Source organism: Streptomyces sp. NPDC005181 (assembly GCF_040608395.1).
GTDB lineage: Bacteria > Actinomycetota > Actinomycetes > Streptomycetales > Streptomycetaceae > Streptomyces.
Genome location: NZ_JBEXID010000132.1, coordinates 1 through 13,308, shown reverse-complemented (window position 1 = coordinate 13,308; position 13,308 = coordinate 1). Strand labels below are relative to the sequence as shown.

Here is a 13,308-nt window from a genome sequence, read left to right as displayed (position 1 = left end):
GCCCCCGCCACAACAGCTATCGCGTCAAGCGCCCCGCCGATACCGGCACCCGTCACCCCACACCCGCCACGATCCGCCTCGCCAACGAACAACCCTTCGGCCTCGTGGCATGACGATCACCACAAGCTAAGTGGCATTGGGCCTTGTGGAGCACCTGACCGCGTGGGGCGCGATCGCTAACGACCGCTCAACGCCGCCTCTGTCCGCTGTCGGTGATGTCACCTGGTGATGTCAGGTTGGATGACCTTACGGAGCGAATCCAGGCTGAGCTGTTCATGGACGGTCGCAACAACGCAGTGGTGCGCCTGCCCGGCCGCCGCTTCCCCTCAGTCGTGACGGGCGAGCTTGACCGCGGAAATCAGCAGGATCACGGCCAATGCGGGGATAAGCATCGCGTCGGAAAACACGCCGAGTAGCAGGCCTCCCAGGACAGCCCCAGCGATCGATCCTCCGACCATGAACATGGTGAAGCGGAGGTTGGCGCCCAGCACTGCGAAGCTTTCGTCACGGCTGTAGCGGGCGAAGGCCACCAGCATGGTTGGCAACGCATCGCCTGGGTGCGCGGCTCGGAGGTCGTGGCCAAGCGGATCACGTCGACGTCCGTTTCCTCGGCGAAGGTGCTCACCTCGTCGATCGCGTCGTACGGCGGGTTCGGCATGGTGCGTGTCGGCGTCGACCGGGACGGCGACGCGGTCATCAGCTACCACTCCGGCGGCGGTGATCGCTCGCAGGTCTGGGCCTCGCGCTGGAGCCGCACCGGCACGCCGGCGTCCCCCCTGCGCACCTCGGCCTCCACCGACAACGTGGGCTTCCACCACGCCCTCGCGACCGACCTCGACGGCGACTCGATGATCGTGTGGACCCGCTACAACAGCAGCAAGCTCGAGTTGGTGGGCCGTCGACTGTCCGCGGGCGGCACCCGCGGCAGCGTCACCACCCTCGGTCCAGGCGACCGGCCCGACCTCGCTCTCGACGACGACGGCGACGGCATGCTGGTCTTCCACACGGTCGTCCCCACGTCAACGATCCCATACAGCTACACCAAGAGCAGCGCCCGCCTGGTCAGCCGTTCCGGCGTCTTCGGCACCACGAAGACGCTCACGTCGGACGGCCGGGTACCCCAGGTCGACGCCCGCCCGAGCTCCCGGTTCACGGTGATCTGGCAGCAGGCCACCCACCCGGGCACGATCAAGTCCGTCACCGGTCCCTGACCGGCGTCTGGGCGGCACCCGGCTCAGCACAGGTGCGCGCGCGCAGCCTCCTGGCGGAGGAACGTGAAAGCCCCTTTATCGCGCCCCATTTGTGCGGTGAAGGAGTCCCGATCACGTCGCGGGGCGCCTTTGCAGAAGTCCACCCGCTCGCCGTCGAAGAGCATGTCAAGCTCGACTTTCTTCGCTGAGATGACATTCGCCCTCCATTCCACACCTGACTTGGTTCCCGGGGCCTTCTCCAGGACGTCGTCCAGGTAGAGGCGTTCCCCTTCACTCAGGGAGTCGCTGTCGATACCGGCGACCACGTGGGGGCGCGGAGTCGAAGTTGACCCATTTTCCGGGGGGAACACACGCCGCGAGCGGCACAAGGGCAGCTATGAGGACGGCGGTGATGGGGTGTCTCATGCACGGACGCTATCAGCGGCACGCACATCGGTCACCGCCCCAGGATCGAACACCGACCACCGAACGAAGCGCTCATTGAGGAACCGCCATCGTGATTTCCGCTGGTCAGCAGGGCTGGCGTGATGTTCCGGTGAGATGCTCGTGCTGATCGGGGGTGAGATCGTTGGTGCGAGATCGTCCGTCATCGTTGGACTTCGGTGTTGCAAGAGTTGCTCTCGGAGCTGTTGGACTGGCGCATGGTCCAGGGCGACTTCGAATTCGCCGGCCGCCGCCCTCTGAGGTCTGTCATGTAGCAGCGCATACCACCAAAGAACGGCCTGGCCAATCCCTGTCTTGTGGCCATCCTGAGCGAGTTCTCACCAGTTGGTGGCCCTGGCCAGGAGCCGTTGCATGGCCAAAGGAGCTGCGTGGATCACAATACTGATATCCGAACCCGCCAGGACTGCATCGATGATTTCTGGGATCTGGCAGCACTCCTAGCAGTCAGGTACGAATCGGAGAGCGAAGGCCAGGATGACTACGCCGCAACTGCCGGCGCGATCTCCGGTGGCGGGGTCACCCAGAGCGGATAGACCTCAATCTTGTTGGGCATGTCCTTGCCTTTGTACACGCGGATTTCACGGACCAGCCTCGAAACGAGCTCGCGCCGGTCGGTCTGGTCAGCCTTCTCGTAGATCTTGCGTGCCGTCAGCAACCGTTCCCTGTCCGGCCGTGTCACGGCCTTCGGCATTTTCTTGATCCTTTCGTGAAGATCGGTGTGCTCACGTAGTAGCGCCCGTTTCCGTGCTTCGATCTCTGCCCGCTCTCGGCGAGCAGATTCTTCCGATATCAGGTCGTTCAGAACAGCGTCCGTCGGCTTGTCTTCCCTGGCGCGTACCCCTGATAGCTGGGCTTCGACTGAGGACCAGCTCAGCGGTTCCTGATGCGGCCACCACGACGCCTACCGGGGGCCGCCGTCCCGGCGGCTAGCCCGCCTCTTCGCTCGAGTGGCGTCCGGATCTTGGGCGGGAGCGCAGAAGTGCCTTCTGAGCTGGGGCGACAGGGCTTGTCGAAGGCTTCTGTCGTTCCAGGCCTGGCCGCCGTCGGCGAGCGGTCCCGAGCTCTGGTCCTGGCTCCAGGACGGCGCACACTTTTACGCCTGTGGCGATGCCGCGCGGATGGCCGAGGACGTCGACCAGGCACTGCGCGACATCGCCGTCACACACGGCGGTCTCGACCACGACGGCGCGGCTTGGTACGTCAAACAGCTCGCCGCCGACAAGTGGTTTGTCCGCGACGTCTACTGATCCGTGTTGGTCGACAGCGAAGAGCCGGAGATGTGCGGGTCATGCCGTGGTGGGGCATGGTGCGCCACGGATGGTCGGAGCCCGCGGGCTGGTCATTGAGGTCCTTCCTCGGAATGGTCAGTGCTCACCGACGAGACCTGGCCCGCCTGCATGATGCGCACCTTGTGCTCGCCGCAGTTCGGGCACGTCGGCCGGGACACCGGCGACGGAACGTGCACGCCGTCCGTCTTGTGGATGATGAAGTCGTGTCCTGCGGCGTCCGTGTGGTGCTCTATCTCGTACGCCTGCTCCCAGCCGTATCCGCAGCGCATACAGGCAAAGGCATAGGCCTCGTGTGCGACGCGGATACCGGGGATCTCGCTCATGTGAGCTCCTCTGGGTGTGTTGAGTGCGGTGTGCGGCGGCCGGCCCGACACACTCATTAGGACCCGGCAGCTACGGTGTTTGTGACAGCAGCCGTCCTGAGCCGACGATTTGGCTGAGCTTCATGTCGGTGCGAGGCCGCCGAGATGTTCGCGCGGGGAGTCCGGCCGCGGCCAGCAGCTGAGCGGCTGGAGGACGCCTCCCGATCGAGCGCGAAGGAGACCGAGCTCGGCAGGGGCACGATGGTCGCTTCGGTTGCCTTGATGCCCGTATATACGGTCATGCCGTCGGCGAGGCCGGGCTCAGTAGTTGCCTGGGGGTGATCTCGGCGACGAGGTCTGTGCTTGCAGCCGGGTGATGAGGACACGCAGGCCCGTGCTGCCTGTGGTGATCTCACGGACGGTGCCCTCGGCATGCTGCATGCAGGGTGACCGGTCAGAGCCAGCCGTTGCGGCGGAAGGTGCGGTGGAGGACGAGGCAGGCGGCGGCCATGACGCCGATGACGAGGGGGTAGCCGTAGGTCCAGCGCAGCTCCGGCATGTGGTCGAAGTTCATGCCGTAGATGCCGCAGACCATCGTCGGTACGGCGATGATTGCCGCCCAAGCCGTGATCTTGCGCATGTCCTCGTTCTGGGCGACGGTCACCTGGGCGAGGTGGGCCTGGAGGATCGAATCGAGCAGGGCGTCGAACGACGTGATCTGTTCGGTGACGCGGGCCAGGTGATCGGCGACGTCACGGAAATACGGCTGTATGTCCGGGCCGACCGGCGGCATCGGCCGGGTGACCAGGGCCTGCAGTGGGCGGTCCAGTGGTGCCACCGCCCGCTTGAGCTCCAGCAGCTCGCGCTTGAGCTGGTAGATCCGGCCCGCGTCGCCGCGACCCGCGTGGTCGCTGAAGACATCGGTCTCGGCGGCGTCGATGTCGATCTGCACCGCGTCCGCCACGGCAAGGTAGTCGTCGACCACAAGGTCGGCTATGGCGTGCAGTACGGCTGCGGGTCCCTTGGCCAGCTGCTCGGGGGCAGCCTCCAGGGCCTCCCGGAGCGGGCCGAGCGAACCGTGCGCGCCATGCCGGACAGTGATCACGAAGTCGGAGCCGGTGAAGACCATGAGCTCCCCGGTGTCCACCACCTCGCTGGTGGCGGTGAGCTGCTCGTGCTCGACATAGCGGCAGGTCTTGAAGACGGCGAACAGCGTCTCGTCGTACCGCTCCACCTTCGGCCGCTGACGGGCATGCACCACGTCCTCAACTGCCAGCGGATGCAGACCGAACAGCTCGGCGATCCCCGCGAACTCTGTCTCGGAGGGCTCGTGCAGCCCGATCCACACGAAGCCGCGGCCGGACTTGCGGACCCGCCGCAGAGCCTCGTCCGTCGGGCCGGCATCGGGCTGCCGTACGCCGTCCTCGTAGGTCACGGAGTTGACCACCGTGCTGCCCAGCGGGGAGCGGGCCGGGTGGCTCAGATCCACCTTGCGGCGGTAGGCGCGGCGCACCGCACGGCGGAGACTGCGGATCATCGGCACAGTGAGCTCCTTCGGACAAGAGGTCGCCAGTGTGCCATCGTCCGGTGCCGGCCTGGAGCAGAGGGGGGCGGGCGTACGACCGGAGCGTCTTCGGACCAGGGTGCCTGAAAGTTCCCCCTCATCCGGCGGTGCTTGTGTGCGGTGTCAGTGGACGAACCGCACGACGGGACGCAGTCGTGAAGTGAGTTCGGCCAGCAGCTGTTCGGCCTGTGGCAGTACGTGGGGCGCGAGGGAGGCGGCGCCCACGGCGATGGCCACTCCGCTCCAGGCCAGTGGGCCCAGCGGCGTGCACCCGAAGAAGTGGCTGACGACGGGTGTCTGGACGAGGGCGATGAGCACGGCGGCGGTGCCGAGGACGGTGGCCAGGACCAGCGGGCTGTGGCGGCGTCCGACGACGGTCTGAGCGAGCTGGGCGCCGACCACACCGCACAGGGCCATGGTGCTGGTGCGTCGTGCTGTTCCGGGGGTGAGGCTGCCGATGAGCCATGCGGTGGTCGCGCCGAATCCCGTGATCAGGCCACGATGGCGGATCTGGCGAGTCAGTGGCTCCCCGAGGAGGGCGAGGCCCACGGGTGTGGTGTCGGATGTGGTGGGCCCGGAGGCGGGTTCCGGATCGTGGGGGGTGACCGCGACCGCCATCGCCGGGAACACGTCGGTGAGCAGATTGACCAGCAGCAGCTGACGTGTCGACAGCGGCGACGTGCCGGCCAGCAGTGTGCCCAGTACGGAGAAGCCGACCTCGCCGGCGTTGCCGCCGAGCAGGATGCTGATGGCGTCGGCCACACTGCGCCACAGGGCTCGGCCTTCGCCGATGGCGTCGATGAGAACGGACAGTTCGTCGTTGGTGATCACGAGGTCTGCGGCGTTGCGTGCGGCTGCCGATCCGCGCGCGGCGATGCCGACTCCGACATCGGCGGCGCGGATGGCTGCGGCGTCGTTCGCGCCGTCGCCGACCATGCCCACGACGCGTCCCGCCTCTCGGAGTGCTTCGACGACCTGGAGTTTCTGTTCAGGTGCGACGCGGGCCACGACGCCGCAGTCCTGGAGCAGGCGGGCTCGCCCCGCCCGGTCCACTGCGGCCAGATCATCACCGGTGACGACAGTGACATCCGGTGGCCAGCCGAGCGCGATCGCCACGGAGCGGGCGGTCTGTGGGTGGTCGCCGGTGAGCATGACGGGCCGTACGCCGGCCTCGCCGAGACCGGCCACGAGCGGGGCGGAGCTGGCGCGGGGGGTGTCGGCCAGTGCCACGAACCCGATGAGTTCCAGCAGTTCGAGCGGCTTGTCCAGGGCATCCGCGGTCTCGCTCGGTGCGAGGCGGCGCTGCGCGACGGCCAGCAGCCGTAGGCCCTGGGCGGCGAGGGCGTATGCCGTGTCGATGGCTGCCGGATCCGCATCGGGGCAGCAGGGCAGCACGACTTCGGGTGCGCCCTTGACGACCAGCATGTCGTGGCCGTCGGCGTCGTTTCCGGTGGCGGCTGCGTAGCCCCGGCTCGCCTCGAAGGGCTTGGCCTGCACGGTGGTCCACCCGGTCTCGCGCGGGGCGGCTGCCAGGACGGCCTCGTCGGTGGCGTGGGCGTGGAAGCCCACCTGCTCGACGACGCGGGGACACGCCCGGGTGGCGATGCGAAGGATCGGTTCCGCCTCGAGATCGCACGCAAGGTGTTCGGTGCCGCTCGCGGTGACCAGGCGGACGACCCGCAAGCTGTTTTCGGTCAGGGTCCCGGTCTTGTCGAAACACATCGTGTCCACGCGTCCCAGCGCCTCCAGGCTGCGCGGCGTGCGTACCAGGACACCGAGCTTGCTGAGCCGTCGCGCCGCCGCCATCTGCGCGACCGTTGCCACCAGGGGCATGCCCTCGGGCACGGCGGCCACCGCGACTGCCAGTCCGCCCTGGAGTGCAGTGCGCACCGGGCGGCCGCGCAGCAGGGACAGGCCGGCCACGGCGGCGCCGCCCGCGAGGGTGAGGGGCAGCACCCGCCGCGTCAGTCGGTGCAGTCGTGCATGAACGCCTGCCGAGGTGGGGACCCGGGCGGCGAGGGATGCCGCGCGACCGGCTTCCGTCTGGTCGCCGGTGCCCACCACCACCGCCCGTGCGTGACCGGCCACCACCGTGGTGCCCTCGAACACCATGCAGCTGCGGTCGGCGACGGACGCCTGCGGTACCGCCGCCACTTGTTTGCGGGTGGGCAGCGACTCGCCGGTCAGTGAGGACTCGTCGACCTCCAGCCCGCTGACCTCAAGCAGCCGGGCGTCGGCGGGCACCACGTCGTTGATGCGCAGCTCGATCACCTCACCCGGCGCCAGCCGTGCGGCCTCGACGACGGACGCCTCACCGGCTGAGGCGTCGGGTAGGCGCCGGGCCGTTTGCCGCTGCCCGGTGACGAGCACGGACAGTGCTCGCTCCGCGCGCAATCGCTGCACCCCGCCGACCAAGGCGTTCACTCCTACGGCGCCGATGACGAGGAAGGCGTCAACCGCAGATCCCAGGAGCGCCGACGCGGTGGCTCCGACCACCAGCAGGGGGGTGAACGGGTCGTCCAGTTCGGCCCACACGGCCCTTGCCAGACGTGCGCTCACCCGCGCCGGCGCGAGGGCCGGGTGCGTGACAGCGGCGCCTGCGACGTGCCCGACTCGGGTCCGTACAGACGTCCATGCGGTGGGCGCGGTCCGCGGCGCCTTGGACAGCCGGGTCATGACCTCGTCCGGATGCAGGGCGTGCCAGGGCACCCGTGCCCTGGGCCGCGGGGCCGTACCGGCGGCGACACCCAGCGCGGCGCACCATCCCCACACCAGGGCCGCGCCCGTGGCGATATTGACGGGACTCAGCCGCACTTCGAGGGGGAAGGGGACCCGCTGGGACCGTGCTCCCCGGGTGAGCACCAGAAGCTCGGAGAGTGTGGTGCCCGCCTCCGCGAAGAACTTGGCACGTCCGCTGACCGACCGGGCCGCAGGAACGGCGGACAGCAATCGCCATGTCCCCTCCAGCCCGCGCAGGGGCAGAATGTCCGCGCCCCAGACGACAGCACTGCGCTCGTCGGTGACCGCGACGGCGATGTCACTGCGGAGCAGCCCGTCGAGCACGTCGCGGGCGGCCGCGGTCAGCCCCCGTTGCGCTGCCTTCCGGTCGTGCGGGACACGCGCCACGGTGAGGACGGTTCGGCCCTCGCTCTGCAGGGCGGCCACCACCTCGGCCAACGGGATCTCGGTGGAGGCGAGTTGGTCGGCCAGGGTGCCGAACTCGCCGAGGGAGTCGTCGTCCACCACCACGACGTGCAGGCCGGCCCGGCGTGCTGCGTCCAGCGCGGCCTCGGCCATCGGGTCGACCTCCCAGCCGACCAGGACGGTGCCGACATCCGCACCACGCACCGACGCGATCATCAGCCCCGCGTCCGATGCCGTCTCATCGGGCACCGGTCGCAGGCCGAGTCGCGGTTCACCGGACGGCGTTGCCTCGTCCTCGGGTGCGATCAGGGCGGAGGTGGCTTCCTGCCACAACCGGTGGTGATCCCAGCCGGCCCTGCTGGGATGAACCTCGAGCACGGTGCGCCGAGTGCTGCGCAGTGCTTCGGGATGCAGGACCACGGTGTCCACGAGCTCCAGCCGGCGCAGCCGCTCGGGGTCGCGGACCAGCACGTCCTCGCGCGCAAGGGCACTGCCGAGCCCCGCGGTGAACGCCGCCGGACCGTAGCGTGCCGCCTTGGGCACACCGGCCAGTGCGGTCTCGGCCGCCCCCTTGAGGCTGCGGGTGAACAGCAGCGTGGCGGCGGCGCCGCCCAGCATCCCGTTGACCGCGGCGTCGGCATAGTCGTCGCCCGGGCAGGGACGCAGCGACGGCCGTACGGTGTCGGCTCCGGCCACCGTCAGCCGATCGGGGGCGCACAGGGTGTCGTGCACCGCGTCGAACGTGGCGAGCTGGGCCAGGGATTCCACCAACTGGGCGGTTCGCAGTGCCGCGTCGAGCAGCAGGGGCGTCGGTGACTGCCCGATCCCGCAGACGGCCGCATGGGCGGCGGCCAGGAGCAGATCGCCCGTGTCCGGGCCCAGCGCACGGCTCAGCGCCGCGCGCACCCGTGAGTCCTCACGCATGACGACGACCGCGGCCACGAGGATCTCCGGCGCGCGCTTCAGAAAGGCTGCCCGGGCCACGACGGCGGTGGCGATACCCGCTGCATTGCACGCCAGGGCGACGGCGTCGGCGCGTACGCCCCCGACGGCGCCCGGGTGCGTGTGTTCCAGCGTCTGATCACCGACGTGCACCAGCCCGTGCTCGGCGGCCAGTTCGGACACGTTGTCCACCACGCACTCGCTGAGCGCGTCTTCGGTGGTCTGCACGACCAGTCGTCCCAGGCCGCCGTCCCAGTAGGCGATCAGCACGTCAGGGTGCTCGGCCAGCTCGGCGGCCACCTTTCCGGCGGCCGCCTCGAGTCGCTGCATGGTTCGAACGGGCTCGTCCGGGTGGTGCTGCAGTGCCAGGTGCATCCGGGATCCGGCACGCCAGTAACCGACCTGAGGGGTCATGGCGTTACGGGCGACTCTGCCGACCCGCAGCGCGGATGCGGAAACGGCCGCCGCCCCGCTCGCAGCCTCGCGCGCACCGGCGCTCACGAGCTCAGCGGCCATCCGCACCGCATCCGAGGCCGGCGGGGCGATCCGGCGGGTGGCCTCGGCCGGTGCGGCCAAGACGCTCTGGAGGACCACGGCGGGCAGCCCGGTCAGCAAGCGGAGCAACATGTCTCACCTTCACGGGCTTGCCGCACGGGCCGGGGCGGAACGGTCGTCGCAAGGAAAGGGAGGGCGGCCTCAGGGCTTCTGCCGCGCACCCGCCTTGGCGCGCGAGGTACTCGTGGCGGTGCGCTTGGCCGAGCGTTTCTTCGCCGTCCCCGACGCGCTCGTCGACTTGGCCGGGCGGCTCTTCGCCGCCCCCGAGGGGGGCGTCGCCTTGGCCGAGCGCTTCTTCGCCGCCCCCGACAGGGCCGATGCCTTGGCCGACCTGGCGGCCTGCTTCGCCTGCAGCCCTGCGGTGCGAGCCCCGCCGGCGGTCCCGGCAGCAGCGACATCCTTGGGACGCGGCTGCGTCAGCCACACCACCGCGGCGCCCGCCACGGCCACCGGCCACTCGACCACACCGGCCACGCCGAGCAGTCCGGCACCGGTGTATGCGGCAACACGTCGTGCCTGCGGCGAGACGATCCCGACAGAGTCCAGCACACCGTCGACGATCCCCTTGACCCGATCCGCACCGGGAACCCTCTCCACAGAGGCCGTCATCATCTGCACGGGGTGTGCCAGCGTCTCCTGGACGGGATGCTTCAGCTTCGTGTCCCTTGAGCCACGCGCATGGGAACCGTCAGTCATGGTTGCTCTCCTCCGTGGGGAAGGTGTGGCGGTCGGTGACGACCGTGACGCCTCTCACCTTTCGACAACCTTGACCAGATCACGCAATTCCGGCAAGTCTGGACGTATCTTCTTGCCGCCGAATGAGGTAACCGACGGTGGAGGCCTCGCGCCGAGAGCCTTCCCAGCTACGACGAGTCCGAGGAGGCCGGCCGGCCGGCCGGTCCCTACGGGGGCCGCCGCAGACCGCCGACCGGCATCCGCGCGTGTCCTGGCTGCGAGGGGGTGCGGACGTAAGTGCCCGGCCCCGCCCACAGCCGAATTCTCGAACGCCGACCTCCCCAGGAAGCTGTCTCATGCGCATCGAACTGACCTGGCCGCGTCGCGGTGCCGAAGACCGGACTCTCGCCCTCGCGCTCCCCGGCCTTCCCGCCGCCGACCTGCTCCGCCCTGCTGTGCGGTACGCGGGCCGACTGTGCACTCCTGGTGGCCTCCGGCTCGCCGTCGCATGCGCGGAGCCCGTCATCGGAGCCGCAGCGCACGCCGCCGGCGCCGGCGCACTCACCAGGGCAGCCCTGCCGTACGCCTTCCGCTTCGCCAGGCAAGCACTCGACAGCGGCACCCCCGCCGCCGTCCCGGGCCCGGCGAGCGAGTCATCCCACGCCCGGACTCGCTGACCGCCCGTGCCCTGAGCAGCCCGTCGGGGTGTCGGGAAAACCCCGGCGGACGACGGCGATGAAGTCAGGGCTCATGAGGGCCGTGATGTCGCCGGGAAGACGAGTCAGAGCCAGTCCTTGCGCTTGAAGACCACGTACAGCCCGAGGCACACGACAGCCATCGACGCGAGTGCGAAGGGATACCCGAGGGCCCAGCTGAGCTCGGGCATTTCCTCGAAGTTCATGCCGTAGATCGTGCCGACCAGGGTCGGGGCGAAGAGGATCGCCGCCCAGGACGAGATCTTCTTGATCTCCTCGTTCTGCGCGTGGCCGGCTTGGGCCAGCTGCTTCATCTCCTCGTTCTGCCGCTGGTTGACCAGGGTGGCATTGACCGCGAGGATGTCCTGCAGCGCCAGTCGGAAACCGTCGACACGTTCGGTGACGTGGGTGGAGTGGTCGGCCACATCGCGCAGGTACCGGCGCAGTTCCTCGTCGATTCCGTACTTCTCGAATCCGGCGCTCAGTCCTTCCAGGATCCTGGTCAGAGGGCGGGTCGCGCGCGCGAATTCCACCACTTCCCGGGAGAGCTCGTAGATCCGGCGGGACACCTTCGGGTCGCCGCTGAAGACTTCGGTCTCGATCTCGTCGACGTCGTTCTCCACGCCGGCCACCACGGGCGCGTAGCCGTCGACGACCGCATCGAGGATCGCGTACAGCACAGCCTCAGGGCCACGCTTGAGCAGATCCGGGGTGTCCTCCATGCGGCGTCGGACCGCTGCCAGGTCCGGCGCGGCCCCGTGGCGCACGGTGATCACGAAATCGGGTCCGACGAAGACATGCAGCTCACCGAAGTCGACCTCTTCGGCGGCATCCAGATAGCGGGCGGCGCGCAGCACCACGAACAGCGTCGCGCCGTAGCGCTCCAGCTTGGGTCGCTGGTGTGCCTCCAACGCGTCCTCGACGGCGAGCGGATGCAGATCGAACTCGTCGGCGACGGAAAGCAGCTCAGCTTCGGTCGGGCGGTGCAGGCCGATCCAGGCCATGCCGCCGTCCGCCTCGCGGAGCCTCTGGAAGGTCTCGGCGAGCGAGTCATGGGTGCTGGTGCGACAGCCGTCGCGGTACAGCGCGGCAGCGATGACGCTGGTCTCATGGGACGGCTGCTGCTCGGTCGATGCAGCCGCGCCGGACCGCTCATCGGTGGGGCGGGGCGCGGCCGGGCGCTTGGCCTGCTTCTTGAATGCGCGCAGGGCACGCAGACGACGTTCGGACACGACGGGACCCTTCCGTGGGGCAGGAAGCAGAAGGCGTAGGGATGCGTGAGGAAACGCCGCAGACGCCGTCGTCCGATCCGGCTAGGTTCCGGTCGTGGCAGCGTCTCGCGGCGTACGACTGGGAGGTTCACCAACCATCGTGGTCTCACCTGCCTTTCGGTACGCGCTGGACTCGGCCAGCGAGGAGCGTATACCCGCTGGGTGGCCACCCTGGGCCGATGCCGGTCGTTGAGGGGCTCGCACTCCACCCGGTACTGGCCAGGCGTCCATCCCGGCTGCTACGTGAGCTGCGGCCCCTCCGGACCACCACGCTCCAGCGTCACTCCATCGCCCCGCGGAGTGGCGGCGCACTCCCGGAGCCGGCTGATGTACCGTCAGGACATATCAACTCCCGTATACCAAATGACCCCATACTCCAACAGGGGCCGGGCAGTGCCGCCCCTGACGACTCTGCGGGGTGCCTTGCGCATGTCGGATGTCGCGTTCATCGGCCTCACGGTCGCGGTATTCGTCCTCATCGGCCTGGCCGCCAGGGGGGTAGGACGCCTGTGAGCGTGGAGAACATCGTCGGACTCGTCGTTGCCGCGTGCCTCGTGGTCTACCTGGTCGTCTGCCTGATCTTCCCTGAGAAGTTCTAGGAGAGAGCCCGGATGAACGACACCCTCGCGGGCTGGCTCCAGGTGCTCGCCCTGGTGGTCGCGCTATGCCTCTCGTTCCGTCCGCTGGGCGGCTACATGGCCCGCGTCCTGACCACCGATCACCATGGCCGTGCCGAACGCCTGATCTACCGGGCAGGCGGAGTGAACGGCGATGCCGACCAGAAGTGGTCGGTCTACCTGCGCAGCGTCCTGGCTTTCTCCGCGGTGTCGGTGCTGTTCCTGTACGCGGTCCTGCGCCTGCAGAACCATCTGCTGTTGTCGCTGGGAATGAAGCCGGTCACCGCGGACCAGTCCTTCAACACCGCGGCATCCTTCGTCACCAATACCAACTGGCAGTCGTATTCCGGCGAGTCGACCATGGGCTATACGGTCCAGATGGCGGGCCTCGCGGTGCAGAACTTCGTCTCCGCGGCCGTGGGTATTGCCGTCGTCACCGCGCTGATCCGTGGCTTCACGAGGAAGAAGACCGATCGCGTCGGGAACTTCTGGGTGGATCTGACGCGTACTACAGCAGCAGATCTTGTGACGGTTGATCGGTGCTGTCGTTGAGTGGTCATGCTGGTGGATGTGACGGAGGAGCATCTCAGCCTGTGGGC

The 13,308-nt window shown here is 68.8% G+C and carries 11 protein-coding genes and 2 pseudogenes; 5 read left to right on the top strand and 8 right to left on the bottom strand.

Translation table 11 applies throughout. The features are described from left to right. Nucleotides 1–326 precede the first annotated feature (326 nt). The gene (locus tag ABZV38_RS36975) at nucleotides 327–536 is read right to left on the bottom strand and encodes a hypothetical protein (protein ID WP_356332898.1); all 210 of its coding nucleotides are present in this window, start codon (nucleotides 534–536) and stop codon (nucleotides 327–329) included. A gap of 21 nt (nucleotides 537–557) precedes the next feature. Between ABZV38_RS36975 and ABZV38_RS36970 the strand changes: the two genes are divergently transcribed. Continuing rightward, a complete protein-coding gene (locus ABZV38_RS36970; RefSeq protein WP_356332895.1) occupies nucleotides 558–1,211 on the top strand; it encodes a hypothetical protein in 654 nt (217 codons plus the stop codon). Nucleotides 1,212–1,234: 23 nt separating this feature from the next. Here ABZV38_RS36970 and ABZV38_RS36965 read toward each other — a convergent pair whose 3' ends face one another. Next, on the bottom strand, nucleotides 1,235–1,516 hold the full coding sequence (locus ABZV38_RS36965; RefSeq protein ID WP_356332893.1) for a hypothetical protein: 282 nt from the start codon (nucleotides 1,514–1,516) through the stop codon (nucleotides 1,235–1,237). 617 nt (nucleotides 1,517–2,133) lie between these two features. After that, nucleotides 2,134–2,346: a hypothetical protein gene (locus tag ABZV38_RS36960; protein ID WP_356332891.1), complete on the bottom strand. Its 213-nt coding sequence runs from the start codon at nucleotides 2,344–2,346 to the stop codon at nucleotides 2,134–2,136. A gap of 427 nt (nucleotides 2,347–2,773) precedes the next feature. Here ABZV38_RS36960 and ABZV38_RS36955 point away from each other — a divergent pair, with 427 nt between their 5' ends. Beyond that, entirely contained in the window at nucleotides 2,774–2,902 is a 129-nt protein-coding gene (locus ABZV38_RS36955) for a hypothetical protein (protein ID WP_356332889.1), read from the top strand. A 125-nt stretch (nucleotides 2,903–3,027) separates the two neighbouring features. Here the strand turns inward: ABZV38_RS36955 and ABZV38_RS36950 are convergent. The 4 genes and pseudogenes from ABZV38_RS36950 to ABZV38_RS36935 form a co-directional block, all read right to left on the bottom strand. Next, a pseudogene (locus ABZV38_RS36950) lies at nucleotides 3,028–3,267 on the bottom strand (hypothetical protein); the annotation flags it as partial. A 433-nt stretch (nucleotides 3,268–3,700) separates the two neighbouring features. After that, nucleotides 3,701–4,783: a magnesium and cobalt transport protein CorA gene (locus tag ABZV38_RS36945; RefSeq protein ID WP_356332887.1), complete on the bottom strand. Its 1,083-nt coding sequence runs from the start codon at nucleotides 4,781–4,783 to the stop codon at nucleotides 3,701–3,703. A 150-nt stretch (nucleotides 4,784–4,933) separates the two neighbouring features. Further along, complete coding sequence (locus ABZV38_RS36940) at nucleotides 4,934–9,523, bottom strand: cation-translocating P-type ATPase (RefSeq protein WP_356332885.1); 4,590 nt, start codon at nucleotides 9,521–9,523, stop codon at nucleotides 4,934–4,936. A 69-nt stretch (nucleotides 9,524–9,592) separates the two neighbouring features. Continuing rightward, entirely contained in the window at nucleotides 9,593–10,147 is a 555-nt protein-coding gene (locus ABZV38_RS36935; protein ID WP_356332883.1) for a hypothetical protein, read from the bottom strand. Between the two features lie 335 nt (nucleotides 10,148–10,482). Between ABZV38_RS36935 and ABZV38_RS36930 the strand changes: the two genes are divergently transcribed. Then, nucleotides 10,483–10,803 (top strand): hypothetical protein, encoded by a 321-nt coding sequence (locus tag ABZV38_RS36930; RefSeq protein WP_356332881.1) that lies wholly within the window; start codon nucleotides 10,483–10,485, stop codon nucleotides 10,801–10,803. Nucleotides 10,804–10,907: 104 nt separating this feature from the next. Here the strand turns inward: ABZV38_RS36930 and ABZV38_RS36925 are convergent, their stop codons facing one another. Continuing rightward, the gene (locus ABZV38_RS36925) at nucleotides 10,908–12,053 is read right to left on the bottom strand and encodes a magnesium and cobalt transport protein CorA (RefSeq protein ID WP_356332878.1); all 1,146 of its coding nucleotides are present in this window, start codon (nucleotides 12,051–12,053) and stop codon (nucleotides 10,908–10,910) included. Nucleotides 12,054–12,601: 548 nt separating this feature from the next. On the opposite strand from ABZV38_RS36925, the gene kdpF reads away from it, so the two are divergent. Further along, entirely contained in the window at nucleotides 12,602–12,691 is a 90-nt protein-coding gene (kdpF, locus tag ABZV38_RS36920; protein ID WP_356332876.1) for a K(+)-transporting ATPase subunit F, read from the top strand. A 12-nt stretch (nucleotides 12,692–12,703) separates the two neighbouring features. Beyond that, a pseudogene (locus ABZV38_RS36915) lies at nucleotides 12,704–13,216 on the top strand (potassium-transporting ATPase subunit KdpA); the annotation flags it as partial. Nucleotides 13,217–13,308: the final 92 nt, after the last annotated feature.

Bases quoted from the DNA above. Each gene is read 5' to 3' on its own strand.
- ABZV38_RS36975 (WP_356332898.1), bottom strand. From the start codon at position 536: ATGCTGGTGGCCTTCGCCCGCTACAGCCGTGACGAAAGCTTCGCAGTG.
- ABZV38_RS36960 (WP_356332891.1), bottom strand. From the start codon at position 2,346: ATGCCGAAGGCCGTGACACGGCCGGACAGGGAACGGTTGCTGACGGCA.
- ABZV38_RS36955 (WP_356332889.1), top strand. From the start codon at position 2,774: ATGGCCGAGGACGTCGACCAGGCACTGCGCGACATCGCCGTCACACAC.
- ABZV38_RS36945 (WP_356332887.1), bottom strand. From the start codon at position 4,783: ATGATCCGCAGTCTCCGCCGTGCGGTGCGCCGCGCCTACCGCCGCAAG.
- ABZV38_RS36940 (WP_356332885.1), bottom strand. From the start codon at position 9,523: ATGTTGCTCCGCTTGCTGACCGGGCTGCCCGCCGTGGTCCTCCAGAGC.
- ABZV38_RS36935 (WP_356332883.1), bottom strand. From the start codon at position 10,147: ATGACTGACGGTTCCCATGCGCGTGGCTCAAGGGACACGAAGCTGAAG.
- ABZV38_RS36930 (WP_356332881.1), top strand. From the start codon at position 10,483: ATGCGCATCGAACTGACCTGGCCGCGTCGCGGTGCCGAAGACCGGACT.